This window comes from Pseudomonas sp. PDM26, from assembly GCF_019219185.1.
In the GTDB taxonomy this organism is placed as follows: Bacteria; Pseudomonadota; Gammaproteobacteria; order Pseudomonadales; family Pseudomonadaceae; genus Aquipseudomonas.
This window is the reverse complement of the sequence record NZ_JAHUWC010000014.1, coordinates 20,065-33,239: the sequence shown is the minus strand read 5'-3', so window position 1 is coordinate 33,239 and position 13,175 is coordinate 20,065. Positions and strand designations below refer to the sequence as shown.

Here is a 13,175-nt window from a genome sequence, read left to right as displayed (position 1 = left end):
GCAATTACCCCTAGCCTGAATTTCTGGAACGTATCCCTGATGGCCACTTCTCCGCTTTCCACGCTTGAACCTGCCCGCCGCTCACGCTTCGCCCTGCGTTGGCAAATCTGGCTACTGCTGGTGGTCGTTGTCGCCTACGGCGTTGCGTTTGCCATGCACTGGGATGCGCGGGGCGTGCTCTGGGTGAAAGAGCAATTCAAGAGCCCGGCCGAGCGTCAGGCCAGTATCTGGCTTCCCGACTATCGGGCGGTGATCGATGCCAAGCCGTTGCCGGGCATGGAGAAGGACGAAGCATCGGACCTGGCCTACGCCCCCCAGACCAAGACCCTGTTTTCGGTCATGGGCAAGAACCCGTTTCTGATTGAATTGAACTTGCAGGGCGATGTGCTGCGCAAAATGCCGTTGGTCGGCTGGAGCAACCCTGAGGGCGTCACCGTGCTGGGCGACGGCCGACTGGCTATTGTCGATGAGCGCGACCACCTGATCGCCATCGTCAAGGTCGATGCCGACACCCGCGAACTGAACATCGCCGATTTCCCGACATACGACCTGGGTCCTTCCAAAGACCAGAACAAGGCTTTCGAGGGTGTCACCTGGGATCCGCGCAATCAGCAGCTGCTGCTGGGCGAAGAGCGCCCGCCGGCATTGTTTGCCTGGAAAGGTGACAGCAAAGTCCTTACCGGCGACAAGCTGAAGCTGGCCAGTCATGCGCTGGACATGCGTAACCTGTCGGCACTGGCCATCGACCCGCGGACTGGCCACATGCTGGTGCTGTCCGCCGACTCGCACCTGTTGCTGGAGCTGGACAATAAGGGTGAGCAGGTCAGTTTCATTACTTTGCTGCGTGGCTTCAACGGCCTGAAAAATACCATTCCGCGTGCCGAAGGCGTGACCATGGATGAAGCGGGCACGCTGTATATGGTGAGTGAGCCGAACCTGTTCTATCGCTTCGAAAAACAGAGGTAGTGCCTCTGTGCAGGAGCTGCCGAAGGCTGCGATCTCTTGACTCTGGCATCAACCAGAACGCTAAAGATCGCAGCCTGCGACAGCTCCTACGCTGATTGCGTATGCGTAAAAGGCTCACGGCCATTAAGCTGCAGTTCAGGCGGGCGTGATATTTCATCCGCCTGTATTGACCCTGAGCCCACCCGAATGCGTCGATTTACCCGCCTCAAATCCCTGATTCTGATCCTGTCGGCGGTCTCGCTGATCGCGTTGATCGGGATCGCCCAGCACATGCGCCTGTTCGAGCGCGCCTGGTTCAATCTGCATACGCTGTGGCAGCCGGTGAGTTCCAGGTCCATCGGCCTGGACCAATATCAGGTCGTGACCGAAGCGCAGGTGATCGATGGCCAGGTTGACAACGTTTCAGCATTGACCTACGACCCGGTGCGCAAAAGTCTGTTCACCGTTACCAACAAGCGAAGCGAGTTGATCGAGTTGTCCCTCGACGGCAGGATCTTGCGCCGTGTGGCACTGGTCGGTTTCGGCGATCCGGAGGCAGTGGAGTTCATCAGCGAGAACACCTACGTGGTCACTGACGAAAGCCAGCAGCGGCTGATCAAGATTCGTCTGGAGCAGGGCACCACCTTCGTCGATGCGGCAGACGCCGAGCAGATGACCGTTGGCGTAAACATGGGCGACAACAAGGGCTTCGAAGGCTTGGCTTACGATTCGGTGGGCAAGCGCCTGTTCGTCGCCAAGGAGCGCGACCCGATGCTGATCTACGAGGTGTACGGTTTTCCGCGATTCAATCCTGAAGAATCCTGGTCGGTGCACGTGGTCAACGACCCCAAGCGTGATGCCGGGTTGTTTGTGCGGGACCTGTCGGGTTTGCAATACGACGAGCGCAGCGGGCATTTGCTGGCGCTATCGGATGAGTCGCGATTGATTCTGGAGCTGGATGTGGATGGGCGTCCGCTGAGCACAATGTCATTGAGCAAGTGGCAGCACGGCCTGCAGAAAAACGTACCGCAAGCGGAAGGGGTTGCCATGGACGACGACGGTACGCTGTACCTCGTCAGTGAGCCAAACCTGTTTTACGTTTTCAAGAAACCAGGACAGCCCTGAAGCTTGCCCGGCTCGTGTAGGAGCTGGCTTGCCAGCGAAAGCGATGTAACGGCCAACATTGATGTTGAATGTTACGGCCTCTTCGCTGGCAAGCCAGCTCCTACAGAGTGCAACGGTGGTATGTGACTTACTGCGCGCGCAGGGTTTTTACACCTTCGCTGGTACCCAGCAGCAGCAGATCCGCCGGGCGCGCCGCGAACAAACCATTGGTGACCACGCCGACGATCTGATTGATCTGCGTCTCCAGCTCCACCGGATTGGTGATCTGCATGTTGAACACGTCGAGGATGATGTTGCCGTTGTCGGTCAGTACGCCTTCGCGGTAAACCGGGTCGCCGCCGAGCTTCACCAGCTCGCGGGCCACGTGGCTGCGGGCCATCGGGATCACTTCCACCGGCAGTGGGAAAGCACCGAGGACCGGCACCAGTTTGCTGGCGTCGGCGATGCAAATGAAGGTCTTGGCCACGGCCGCGACAATCTTCTCGCGGGTCAGGGCGGCGCCACCGCCCTTGATCAGGTTCAGGTGTTCGTCGCTTTCATCGGCGCCGTCGACGTAGAACTCCAGGTCGCTGACGGTGTTCAGTTCGTACACCGGAATCCCGTGGCCCTTGAGGCGCGCGGCGGTGGCTTCGGAACTGGCGACGGCGCCGTCGAACGCACCTTTGTGCTGGGCCAGGGCATCGATGAAGCAGTTGGCGGTGGAGCCGGTGCCGACCCCGACGATGCTCTTGTCGTCGAGTTTCGGAAGGATGAAGTCGACGGCGGCCTGAGCCACAGCCTGTTTGAGTTGATCCTGGTTCATGCGGGCTCCGGGGTGCCGAGGAGGGAACGAAAGGCCGGCATTATAGGCTCCGGGGCGGGGAAGGTCATTGCCCGATTGGCAGGTGCGACGGTATGCCTGGGCAAACAGGGCTTTGTGGCGAGGGAGCTTGCTCCCGCTGGAGTGCGAAGCGCTCCCCTGCTTTCTTCTGGATGTACCGTATGCACAGGTTTTGCGGCCGCTTCGCAGCCGAGCGGGAGCAAGCTCCCTCGCCACAATGGTTTCATGGTTCCTAAAACCACCGGTTTAGTGTGGTCGTGCGGCCAAAAGCCGGGTTAGACTCCGTGGTCCTGCCCAACCCGCTCAGTGATGCTTTCCGATGCTTGAACAGTACGTCAAAAAGATCCTCACCTCGCGCGTTTATGACGTTGCCGTAGAAACCCCGCTGCAGTCTGCCCGCCAGCTCTCCGAGCGGCTGGGTAACAGCATTTGGCTCAAGCGCGAAGACTTGCAGCCGGTGTTCTCGTTCAAGATTCGCGGCGCCTACAACAAGTTGACCCAGTTGAGCGAAGAAGAACGCGCTCGCGGTGTGGTCACCGCGTCGGCGGGCAACCATGCCCAAGGCCTGGCCCTGGCGGCGAAGGTGTTGGGCGTGAAAGCGACCATCGTCATGCCCAAGACCACCCCGGAGATCAAGGTCGAAGGCGTGCGCTCCCGTGGCGGCAAGGTGGTGCTGCACGGCGATTCGTTCCCGGAAGCCCTGGCTTACTCGCTGAAACTGGTCGACGAAAAAGGCTATGTCTACATTCACCCTTACGACGATCCCCACACCATTGCCGGGCAGGGCACCGTGGCAATGGAAATTCTGCGCCAGCACCCGCAGCCACTGGACGCGATTTTCGTCCCGGTGGGCGGCGGCGGCCTGATCGCCGGTATCGCGGCGTACGTGAAGTATCTGCGCCCGGACATCAAGATCATCGGCGTCGAGCCGGATGACTCCAATTGCCTGCAAGCGGCCATGGCGGCCGGCGAGCGTGTGGTATTGCCGACCGTGGGCCTTTTCGCCGACGGTGTTGCTGTGGCCCAGATCGGTCAGCACACCTTTGACATCTGCAAAGACCATGTCGACGAAGTGATCACCGTCAGTACCGATGAAATCTGCGCTGCCATCAAGGATATCTACGACGATACCCGCTCGATCACCGAACCTGCCGGCGCTTTGGGCGTGGCCGGGATCAAGAAATATGTCGAGCAGTGCGGCGTCAGCGGCCAGACCTTCGTGGCCATCGACTCCGGGGCCAACGTCAACTTCGACCGCCTGCGCCACGTTGCCGAGCGTGCGGAGCTGGGCGAGGGCCGCGAAGCCATCATCGCCGTGACCATTCCCGAAAAGCCGGGCAGCTTCAAGGCGTTCTGCGAGGCTATCGGCAAGCGCCAGATCACCGAATTCAACTACCGCTACAACACCGGCAGCGAAGCGCACATCTTTGTCGGTGTGCAGACGCACCCGGAAAGCGACCCGCGCAGCGCGTTGCTCGCCAGCCTTGGCGAGCAGGGTTTTCCGGTGCTGGACCTGACCGACAACGAACTGGCCAAGCTGCACATCCGCCACATGGTCGGTGGGCGTGCGGCGCATGTGGTCGATGAAGTGATTCTGCGCTTCGAATTCCCGGAGCGTCCGGGCGCGCTGTTCAACTTCCTCAACAAGCTTGGCGGGCGCTGGAACATCTCGATGTTCCACTACCGCAACCATGGCGCGGCGGATGGCCGGGTCGTCGCAGGCCTGCAAGTGCCCCACGACGAGCGCCACCTGGTGCCGGCGGCGCTGGAAGCAATCGGTTACCCGTACTGGGACGAAAGCGACAATCCGGCCTATCAGCTGTTTCTTGGCTGAACGGCTACGCTGACGGGCAGGTAATAAGGAAATCTGACAATGGAAACGTTAACTGCCCTGAAAATGGCGCACATGGTGGCAACGGTTGTACTGCTGGCTTGTGCGCTGGGTCTGGGTATCTGGGTTTTGCTTGCGCGGCGCAAGGGTGATGCGACGGCGGGAAGCCGCACCCTGCAACGGCCACGTGTATTTGTCTGGCTGTTGATGGGGTTGGCGCTGCTGAGCATGCCGTTTACCGGCTGGTGGATGGTGCATCTGGTGGGCTGGCCTCTGGGTCAGACCTGGTTGCTGGCCTCCAGCGTGCTGTACACCGTGGCGGCGCTGGCTTGGTTCTGGTTGCTGGTGCGGCTGAACAAGCTGCGCAAGACGCCGGGTGGCGTGGGGAAACTCACCTTTGCCTTGGCGTTGTTCAGTTTTGTCTGTCTTGTGGCCATTGCCGGGTTGATGGGGGCCAAGCCTGTTTGACCCAAAAAGATCGCAGCCTTCGGCAGCTCCTACAGGTGTGCGCGGTACCCTGTAGGAGCTGCCGAAGGCTGCGATCTTTTGCTTTATCAGTCGCGCAACGATATCACCGGCCAACCCCGCTTCTCGGCCTCGGCCCGCAGATTCGGGTCCGGATCGACCGCCACCGGATGGGCCACCTGCTCCAGCAACGGAAAATCATTCATCGAGTCGCTGTAGAAGTAGCTGTCTTCCAGCGTATACCCGGTTTCTTCCAGCCACCGATTCAAGCGCGTCACCTTGCCTTCGCGAAAGCACGGCACATCGGTGCTGCGCCCGGTGTAGCGGCCGTCGACCATTTCGCATTCGGTGGCGATCAGGGTTTCGACGCCCAGGCGCACGGCAATCGGCCCGGTGACGAAGCGGTTGGTCGCAGTGATGATCACCAGTTTGTCGCCGGCTGCGCGGTGTTTGGCCAAAAGGTCGATGGCCTTGGGCAGCACGATCGGTTCGATGCAGTCACGCATGTAATCGCTGTGCCACTGATCCAGCGTGGCCATTTCGGTGCGGCCGAGGACTTCCAGGCAGAAGTTCAGGTAAGCGGCATTATCGAGTTTGCCGGCCAGGTAATCCTGGTAGAACGCATCGTTGCGAGCCTTGTAGGCGACGGCGTCAAGAAAGCCGCGCTCGCACAGGTAATCGCCCCAAGCGTGATCGCTGTCACCGCCCAGAAGGGTGTTGTCCAAATCGAATAAAGCCAGGCGCATTGCAGTTACCCGCTGAAAAGTCAGTAAAAAGGCGACAAGAATACGGTCTTTTCACAAGAGTGCACATAAGGTAGGAACCTTCGTTGCCGCCTTCACAACCTTTGTGGAACAATGCGGCGACATGCGTTTGCGAGGTTGTTGCCGTGATCGACCCCGATGGTTTTCGCCCCAATGTCGGGATCATTCTGACGAATGACGCCGGCCAGGTGCTATGGGCTCGCCGAATCAATCAAGATGCCTGGCAATTTCCGCAGGGGGGAATCAACCCCGAAGAGACGCCGGAAGACGCCTTGTACCGCGAGCTGAACGAAGAAGTTGGCCTTGAGCGCGAAGATGTTGAAATTCTTGCCTGCACCCGGGGCTGGTTGCGCTATCGTTTGCCGCAACGTCTGGTGCGTACCCACAGCCAACCGCTGTGCATCGGCCAGAAACAGAAATGGTTTCTCCTGCGCCTGATCTCCAACGAGCAGCGGGTGCGGATGGATTTGACCGGTAAACCGGAATTCGATGGCTGGCGCTGGGTCAGCTATTGGTATCCGTTAGGCCAGGTGGTGACATTCAAGCGCGAGGTGTATCGACGCGCTCTCAAAGAGCTTGCCCCGCGCCTTTTAGCGCGCGACTGACGACGGAGTTCGACCCCGAGCCATGCTCAATACGCTGCGCAAGATCGTCCAGGAAGTTAACTCCGCCAAGGATCTCAAGGCGGCGTTGGGGATTATTGTGTTGCGCGTCAAAGAGGCCATGGGCAGCCAGGTCTGCTCGGTCTACCTGCTTGACCCCGAGACCAACCGCTTCGTGCTGATGGCCACCGAAGGCTTGAACAAGCGCTCGATCGGTAAAGTCAGCATGGCACCCAACGAAGGTCTGGTTGGCCTGGTCGGTACGCGCGAAGAACCCCTGAACCTCGAAAACGCTGCGGATCACCCGCGCTACCGCTACTTCGCCGAGACCGGTGAAGAGCGCTTCGCCTCATTCCTCGGGGCACCTATCATTCACCACCGCCGCGTTGTCGGCGTGTTGGTCATCCAGCAAAAAGAACGTCGCCAGTTCGATGAAGGTGAAGAAGCCTTCCTCGTGACCATGAGTGCGCAGCTCGCCGGTGTTATCGCCCACGCCGAGGCCACCGGTTCGATCCGCGGCCTGGGCCGTCAGGGGAAAGGCATTCAGGAGGCCAAGTTCATCGGTGTTCCGGGGTCGCCGGGTGCGGCAGTCGGTACGGCGGTGGTCATGCTGCCGCCCGCCGATCTGGACGTGGTGCCGGACAAGAACATCACCGACATCGACGCCGAACTCGGTTTGTTCAAGACCGCCATCGAAGGCGTGCGCGCCGACATGCGCACCTTGTCCACCAAACTCGCCACGCAGCTGCGCCCGGAAGAGCGGGCCTTGTTCGACGTCTACCTGATGATGCTCGACGATGCGGCGCTGGGCAGCGAAGTCACCACTGTGATCAAGACCGGGCAGTGGGCCCAGGGCGCTTTGCGCCAGGTGGTCACCGATCACGTCAACCGTTTCGAATTGATGGACGATGCCTATCTGCGCGAGCGGGCCTCGGACGTCAAGGACCTTGGTCGGCGATTGCTGGCTTACTTGCAGGAAGAGCGTCAGCAAACTCTGGTCTACCCCGACAACACCATTCTGGTCAGCGAAGAACTGACGCCGGCGATGCTCGGCGAGGTGCCGGAAGGCAAGCTGGTCGGCCTGGTGTCGGTACTCGGTTCCGGCAACTCCCACGTCGCCATCCTGGCCCGCGCCATGGGCATTCCGACCGTGATGGGCCTGGTCGACCTGCCGTACTCGAAGGTCGACGGCATCCAGATGATCGTCGATGGCTTCCACGGCGAGGTCTACACCAACCCGAGTGAAGTGCTGCGCAAGCAGTTTGCCGAGGTGGTCGAGGAAGAGAAACAACTGGCCCTCGGGCTGGATGCGCTGCGCGATCTGCCGTGCGTGACGGTCGATGGCCACCGCATGCCGCTGTGGGTCAATACCGGCCTGCTGGCGGATGTGGCGCGCGCGCAGAAACGCGGTGCCGAAGGCGTGGGCCTGTATCGCACCGAAGTGCCGTTCATGATCAACCAGCGCTTCCCGAGCGAAAAGGAACAACTGGCGATCTACCGCGAGCAGCTCGCCGCGTTTCATCCGCAACCGGTGACCATGCGCACCCTGGACATCGGTGGCGATAAGTCACTGTCATACTTCCCGATCAAGGAAGACAACCCGTTCCTCGGCTGGCGCGGCATTCGCGTCACCCTCGACCACCCGGAAATCTTCCTGGTGCAGACCCGCGCCATGCTCAAGGCCAGCGAAGGCCTGAACAACCTGCGCATCCTGCTGCCGATGATCTCCGGCACTCACGAGCTGGAAGAGGCCTTGCACCTGATCCATCGCGCCTGGGGCGAAGTCCGCGACGAAGGCTGCGACGTGCCGATGCCGCCGGTTGGCGTGATGATCGAGATTCCGGCCGCTGTTTATCAGACCAAGGAACTGGCGCGGCAAGTGGACTTCCTGTCAGTCGGTTCCAACGACCTGACCCAGTACCTGCTGGCCGTGGACCGCAACAACCCGCGCGTGGCCGATCTTTACGACTACCTGCACCCGGCAGTGCTGCAAGCCCTGCAAACCGTAGTGCGCGACGCCCATGCCGAAGGCAAGCCGGTGAGCATCTGCGGCGAAATGGCCGGTGACCCGGCGGCGGCGGTGCTATTGATGGCGATGGGTTTCGACAGCCTGTCGATGAACGCCACCAACTTGCCAAAAGTGAAGTGGATGCTGCGCCAGATCAACCTGAGCAAGGCCAAGGAGTTGCTGGCCGAGCTGATGACCATCGACAACCCGCAAGTGATTCACAGCTCGTTGCAACTGGCGCTGAAGAACCTCGGGCTGGCGCGGATGATCAATCCGGCGGCGATCAAGCCTCTCTAAAGGGCGGATGGCCTCTTCGCTGGCAAGCCAGCTCCTACAAAATTGAGTCGTTCGCGTATTTTGTGAGCGCTACGAAAACTGTAGGAGTGGGCTTGCCCGCGAAGAGGCCGGTCCTGACGACAAATATCTAAAGCCTGATCTCCACTTCCCCAAGATGCCCGCCATACGGCCCGAAACTGCGTTCGACCATATGCAGCGTCCCATCCGCCCGCACAATCAACGCCGTACTCGCCCGCGTTCCATAACTCTGACTGGCAATGAACACACTCGACAGCAACGTCTCGGTGGCCAGTCCCACGCCGGTATCCGGCAACTCGGCAAGCGGCGCGGTCTGCGCATCGCTCAATAAAGCCAACAACGCCTGAGGCTGCGGATCATCCAGCACCTCGCTCAACGCCGCCTTGGCTTTGAGCAGTTTCGGCCACGGCGTATCCAGCCCGGCATTGGATAACCCGTAGACCCCCGGGGCCAGCATCAGCGCTTGCGATTCCCGTTGATTGAAGTGCCAGAGCTCATTGGTATTGCCGATCAGCAGGTTAAATCCACCATATTCCAGCGAACGGTCGACAACGTCGGCTAAATAGTTGCCAATTGACATTTCCCCGGTGAGAAATTGCGCCACCAGCTCCCCACGAGACTTGCGCCCTGGCGGTCGATTGGGGTCTCGGATATTGGTCAGCGCCGCAAAACGTCCGTTGGCACCGATACCGAGCCAGGTGCCACCGGCCTCGAGGTCACGCCCCGCATGTACGTGCGGCGCTTCGGGCCATGGCGCCAGAGGCAGGCTGGGGCGGGCGTAGAACTCATCGCGATTGGCTGCCACGACCAGCGGCTGGGCATGACCCGGGCGCCAGGCAAAAACAATCAGGCACATAAGGCTGTCCTTGTGTGTTTTTTGCTCACTCTACGCAGACATCGCTCATCGATCCATCGCCTTGCGCAGTGGAGCTTGAGGCCATGCATCCGTTACCATGCCGCTCCGGTTTTGGGGATGCGGGCGAGACGATCATGGAATTTCTGCTCTATCTGGCGCTCGGCGCCTGTGCAGGTGTACTCGCCGGGCTGTTTGGCGTGGGCGGCGGGATCATCATCGTCCCGGTGCTGGTGTTCAGCTTCAAGGCCCAAGGGTTCGATCCATCGATCCTCACGCACCTGGCAGTGGGTACCTCCCTGGCGACGATCATCTTTACCTCGGTCAACGCGGTACGAGAGCATCACCGCCGTGGTGCCGTGCGTTGGCCGATCTTCATGTGGATGACCGTCGGCATTCTGGTCGGTGCCGGATTCGGCGCGCTGACGGCGGAAGCGATTTCCGGCCCTAACCTGCAAAAACTCATTGGTGTATTTGCCCTGGTGATCGCCGCTCAACTGGCGCTGGAGGTCAAACCCAAGGCCAGCCGAACCGTGCCGGGCAAACTCGGTCTGACCGTGGCCGGCAGCGCAATTGGCTGGGCTTCGGCGATTTTCGGCATCGGTGGCGGTTCGCTGACCGTGCCATTCCTGACCTGGCGCAGCGTGCCGATGCAGCAAGCCGTGGCTACTTCCTCGGCCTGCGGTCTGCCGATTGCCCTGGCCAGTGCATTAAGTTTCATGATTCTGGGCTGGCACGATCCGTTGCTCCCGGCCCATAGTCTCGGTTTCATTTATTTGCCGGCGTTGCTGGGCATTGCCCTGACCAGCATGGTGTTCGCCCGCTTGGGCGCGCGATTGGCCCACAGGTTGTCACCGAAGTTGCTGAAAAGGCTGTTTGCCGCGTTGCTGTTCTGCGTCGGCCTGAACTTCCTGCTCTGACCGGCAGCGCAATCCTGGCTTAATCCTGAGGTGGCAGCGTCGCCCGGGAATTTTTAAGATTTGAACTCTAACGAGGAGTCGCAATGCTGCCTTACCCGCAGATCGACCCGGTGGCCCTGGCCATCGGTCCGCTGAAAATCCACTGGTACGGTCTGATGTACCTGATCGGCATCGGCGGCGCCTGGCTGCTGGCGTCCCGTCGCTTGAACCGCTTCGACCCGACCTGGACCAGGGAGAAACTCTCCGACATGGTGTTCTGGATGTCGATGGGGGTGATCGTCGGCGGGCGACTGGGTTACGTGCTGTTCTACGATCTGAGCGCTTATCTGGCCAACCCGACGCTGATTTTCGAAGTGTGGAAGGGCGGAATGTCATTCCACGGCGGTTTCATCGGTGTGATGCTGGCGGCGTTGTGGTTCGGTAAAAAGAACAACAAATCGTTCTTCCAGCTGATGGATTTCGTTGCGCCGATGGTGCCGATTGGCCTGGGTGCCGGTCGTATCGGCAACTTCATCAATGCCGAGCTGTGGGGCAAGGCGACTGACGTGCCTTGGGCGATGATCTTCCCTACCGATCCGGCGCAACTGGCGCGTCACCCGTCGCAGCTGTACCAGTTCGCGCTGGAAGGCGTGGCACTGTTCGCCATCCTCTGGCTGTTCTCGCGCAAGCCGCGGCCGACCATGGCGGTATCGGGGATGTTCGCGCTGTTCTATGGCATCTTCCGTTTCATCGTCGAGTTCGTCCGTGTACCGGACGCGCAACTGGGCTATTTGGCCTGGAACTGGCTGACCATGGGCCAGGTGCTGTGCGTGCCGATGATCGTCGGCGGGTTGTTCCTGATCTGGCTGGCCTATCACCGCACTCCGGCGACTCCAGCGGCAGCAGTATAAAATCGAACCCCGGGGCTTCGGTCCCGGGTTCAAGGACACAGGTAACTCATGAAGCAATATCTCGAACTGGTCGCCCACGTCATCAAGAACGGCACCAAGCAGGCCAACCGTACCGGCGTGAACACCATCAGTTTTCCCGGTGCGATGCTGCGTTATGACCTGCAGGAAGGCTTCCCGGCGATCACCACGCGCAAGATGGCCTTCAAATCGGCCATCGGCGAAATGTGCGGATTCCTGCGTGGCGTGAACAACGCTGCCGAGTTCCGTGCCCTGGGTTGCAAGGTCTGGGACCAGAACGCCAACGAAAACGCCCAGTGGCTGGCCAACCCGTTCCGTCAGGGTGAAGACGACCTTGGCGAAATCTACGGCGTGCAATGGCGCAAGTGGCCGGCGTACAAGCAGATTCCGGTCAGCAACCCGGCCGCCATCAAGCAGACTCTGAGCCAAGGCTATCGTCAGATCGCCGAAGGCGAAGAGGATGGCCAGGCTTATGTGGTGCTGTACAAGGCGATTGACCAGGTCCGCCAGTGCGTCGACACCATCATTAAGGACCCGGGCAGCCGCCGTATCCTGTTCCACGGCTGGAACTGCGCCCAGCTCGATGAAATGGCTTTGCCACCGTGCCACCTGCTGTACCAGTTCCATCCGAATGTCGAGACCAGGGAGATTTCCTTGACCCTCTACATCCGCTCCAACGACCTGGGCCTGGGCACACCGTTCAACCTCACCGAAGGCGCCGCGCTGCTGAGCCTGATCGGTCGCCTGACCGGGTACACGCCGCGCTGGTTCACCTATTTCATCGGTGATGCCCACGTCTACGAAAACCACCTGGACATGCTCAACGAACAGCTCAAGCGCGAGCCGTTCCCGATGCCGAAACTGGTGATTTCCGAGCGTGTGCCGGAGTTTGCCAAGACTGGTGAGTATCAGCCGGAGTGGCTGGAACTGGTGGAACCGGGCGATTTCTCTCTGGAAGGCTACGAGCACCACGCACCGATGACCGCGCCGATGGCGGTCTGAAGCCTCACGCAGCCCCCCTGTAGGAGCGAGCTTGCTCGCGATGGACGTGAACGATGACGCGTATTGTCTGAAAAAATGCGTCGTCCTTGAGTTCATCGCGAGCAGGCTCGCTCCTACAGGGGTAGGTGGTGTGCTTAGTGGCCGTGACTGCGGCCGACATGAGAATGCTCCACCTCCGTCGTCACAACCCCGCCATTCACTTCCAGCCGCTGCAAAATCCCGCATTGATCGATATCCGGCCCCTCGTCGCAGCGTTGGCGCAGGTCGAGCAGTTGTGTCTGCAAGGCCAGCAAGCCGTCGATCCGCGCCCTGACGTGATGGATGTGCTCGTCGATCAGCGCGTTGACGCTTTCGCACTGGTCCTGCGGACTGTCGCGAAAGGCCAGCAGACTGCGGATTTCCTCAAGCGTCATGTCCAGGGTGCGACAGTTACGGATGAAGGTCAGGCGCTCGGCGTGGGCCTGGGTGTAGAGGCGATAATTGCCATCACTGCGAGCCGGTTCCGGCAGAAGGCTCTCGCGCTCGTAGTAGCGGATCGTTTCCACGGCGCAGTCCGTGAGTTTCGCCAATTCTCCAATTTTCATGACGCCAATCTCCAAAACTCCAGAAAGGGTGCT

Annotated in this window: 13 protein-coding genes; 9 read left to right on the top strand and 4 right to left on the bottom strand. The window is 60.4% G+C overall.

The genetic code is table 11. The annotated features are described in order from the left end of the window. Positions 1 to 39 precede the first annotated feature (39 nt). Both KW849_RS24370 and KW849_RS24365 read left to right on the top strand, forming a co-directional pair. Positions 40 to 966, top strand: coding sequence for an SdiA-regulated domain-containing protein (locus tag KW849_RS24370; protein ID WP_218431597.1), 927 nt, complete (start codon positions 40 to 42; stop codon positions 964 to 966). Between the two features lie 186 nt (positions 967 to 1,152). Continuing rightward, entirely contained in the window at positions 1,153 to 2,070 is a 918-nt protein-coding gene (locus KW849_RS24365) for an SdiA-regulated domain-containing protein (protein WP_218431596.1), read from the top strand. Between the two features lie 127 nt (positions 2,071 to 2,197). Here the strand turns inward: KW849_RS24365 and rpiA are convergent, their stop codons facing one another. Beyond that, the gene (gene rpiA / locus KW849_RS24360; RefSeq protein WP_218431595.1) at positions 2,198 to 2,872 is read right to left on the bottom strand and encodes a ribose-5-phosphate isomerase RpiA; all 675 of its coding nucleotides are present in this window, start codon (positions 2,870 to 2,872) and stop codon (positions 2,198 to 2,200) included. Between the two features lie 337 nt (positions 2,873 to 3,209). On the opposite strand from rpiA, the gene ilvA reads away from it, so the two are divergent. Both ilvA and KW849_RS24350 read left to right on the top strand, forming a co-directional pair. Further along, complete coding sequence (gene ilvA / locus KW849_RS24355; protein ID WP_218431594.1) at positions 3,210 to 4,724, top strand: threonine ammonia-lyase, biosynthetic; 1,515 nt, start codon at positions 3,210 to 3,212, stop codon at positions 4,722 to 4,724. 39 nt (positions 4,725 to 4,763) lie between these two features. Further along, on the top strand, positions 4,764 to 5,189 hold the full coding sequence (locus KW849_RS24350) for a DUF2269 domain-containing protein (RefSeq protein WP_218431593.1): 426 nt from the start codon (positions 4,764 to 4,766) through the stop codon (positions 5,187 to 5,189). Between the two features lie 86 nt (positions 5,190 to 5,275). Here KW849_RS24350 and KW849_RS24345 read toward each other — a convergent pair whose 3' ends face one another. Continuing rightward, complete coding sequence (locus KW849_RS24345) at positions 5,276 to 5,932, bottom strand: HAD family phosphatase (protein ID WP_218431592.1); 657 nt, start codon at positions 5,930 to 5,932, stop codon at positions 5,276 to 5,278. A gap of 143 nt (positions 5,933 to 6,075) precedes the next feature. Between KW849_RS24345 and KW849_RS24340 the strand changes: the two genes are divergently transcribed. Beyond that, positions 6,076 to 6,555: an RNA pyrophosphohydrolase gene (locus KW849_RS24340; protein WP_003229203.1), complete on the top strand. Its 480-nt coding sequence runs from the start codon at positions 6,076 to 6,078 to the stop codon at positions 6,553 to 6,555. Between the two features lie 22 nt (positions 6,556 to 6,577). Then, positions 6,578 to 8,857, top strand: a complete 2,280-nt coding sequence (gene ptsP / locus KW849_RS24335) for a phosphoenolpyruvate--protein phosphotransferase (protein WP_218431591.1) — start codon at positions 6,578 to 6,580, stop codon at positions 8,855 to 8,857. Positions 8,858 to 8,984: 127 nt separating this feature from the next. Here the strand turns inward: ptsP and KW849_RS24330 are convergent, their stop codons facing one another. Next, entirely contained in the window at positions 8,985 to 9,731 is a 747-nt protein-coding gene (locus KW849_RS24330) for an NRDE family protein (protein ID WP_218431590.1), read from the bottom strand. Between the two features lie 134 nt (positions 9,732 to 9,865). Between KW849_RS24330 and KW849_RS24325 the strand changes: the two genes are divergently transcribed. The 3 genes from KW849_RS24325 (at position 9,866) to KW849_RS24315 (ending at position 12,558) form a co-directional block, all read left to right on the top strand. Continuing rightward, positions 9,866 to 10,648, top strand: a complete 783-nt coding sequence (locus KW849_RS24325; RefSeq protein ID WP_218431789.1) for a sulfite exporter TauE/SafE family protein — start codon at positions 9,866 to 9,868, stop codon at positions 10,646 to 10,648. An 83-nt stretch (positions 10,649 to 10,731) separates the two neighbouring features. Then, positions 10,732 to 11,538: a prolipoprotein diacylglyceryl transferase gene (gene lgt / locus KW849_RS24320; RefSeq protein ID WP_218431589.1), complete on the top strand. Its 807-nt coding sequence runs from the start codon at positions 10,732 to 10,734 to the stop codon at positions 11,536 to 11,538. A gap of 48 nt (positions 11,539 to 11,586) precedes the next feature. Next, positions 11,587 to 12,558 (top strand): thymidylate synthase, encoded by a 972-nt coding sequence (locus KW849_RS24315; RefSeq protein WP_218431588.1) that lies wholly within the window; start codon positions 11,587 to 11,589, stop codon positions 12,556 to 12,558. Between the two features lie 134 nt (positions 12,559 to 12,692). Here the strand turns inward: KW849_RS24315 and cadR are convergent, their stop codons facing one another. Next, positions 12,693 to 13,142: a Cd(II)/Pb(II)-responsive transcriptional regulator gene (gene cadR / locus KW849_RS24310; RefSeq protein ID WP_218431587.1), complete on the bottom strand. Its 450-nt coding sequence runs from the start codon at positions 13,140 to 13,142 to the stop codon at positions 12,693 to 12,695. Between the last annotated feature and the right edge of the window lie 33 nt (positions 13,143 to 13,175).

What these genes read in the sequence shown, in the direction of transcription:
- ilvA (WP_218431594.1), top strand. Translation starts at nt 3,210, where the DNA reads ATGCTTGAACAGTACGTCAAAAAGATCCTCACCTCGCGCGTTTATGAC.
- KW849_RS24315 (WP_218431588.1), top strand. Translation starts at nt 11,587, where the DNA reads ATGAAGCAATATCTCGAACTGGTCGCCCACGTCATCAAGAACGGCACC.
- KW849_RS24330 (WP_218431590.1), bottom strand. Translation starts at nt 9,731, where the DNA reads ATGTGCCTGATTGTTTTTGCCTGGCGCCCGGGTCATGCCCAGCCGCTG.
- KW849_RS24365 (WP_218431596.1), top strand. Translation starts at nt 1,153, where the DNA reads ATGCGTCGATTTACCCGCCTCAAATCCCTGATTCTGATCCTGTCGGCG.
- KW849_RS24345 (WP_218431592.1), bottom strand. Translation starts at nt 5,932, where the DNA reads ATGCGCCTGGCTTTATTCGATTTGGACAACACCCTTCTGGGCGGTGAC.
- KW849_RS24350 (WP_218431593.1), top strand. Translation starts at nt 4,764, where the DNA reads ATGGAAACGTTAACTGCCCTGAAAATGGCGCACATGGTGGCAACGGTT.
- KW849_RS24370 (WP_218431597.1), top strand. Translation starts at nt 40, where the DNA reads ATGGCCACTTCTCCGCTTTCCACGCTTGAACCTGCCCGCCGCTCACGC.
- KW849_RS24325 (WP_218431789.1), top strand. Translation starts at nt 9,866, where the DNA reads ATGGAATTTCTGCTCTATCTGGCGCTCGGCGCCTGTGCAGGTGTACTC.
- ptsP (WP_218431591.1), top strand. Translation starts at nt 6,578, where the DNA reads ATGCTCAATACGCTGCGCAAGATCGTCCAGGAAGTTAACTCCGCCAAG.
- cadR (WP_218431587.1), bottom strand. Translation starts at nt 13,142, where the DNA reads ATGAAAATTGGAGAATTGGCGAAACTCACGGACTGCGCCGTGGAAACG.
- lgt (WP_218431589.1), top strand. Translation starts at nt 10,732, where the DNA reads ATGCTGCCTTACCCGCAGATCGACCCGGTGGCCCTGGCCATCGGTCCG.
- rpiA (WP_218431595.1), bottom strand. Translation starts at nt 2,872, where the DNA reads ATGAACCAGGATCAACTCAAACAGGCTGTGGCTCAGGCCGCCGTCGAC.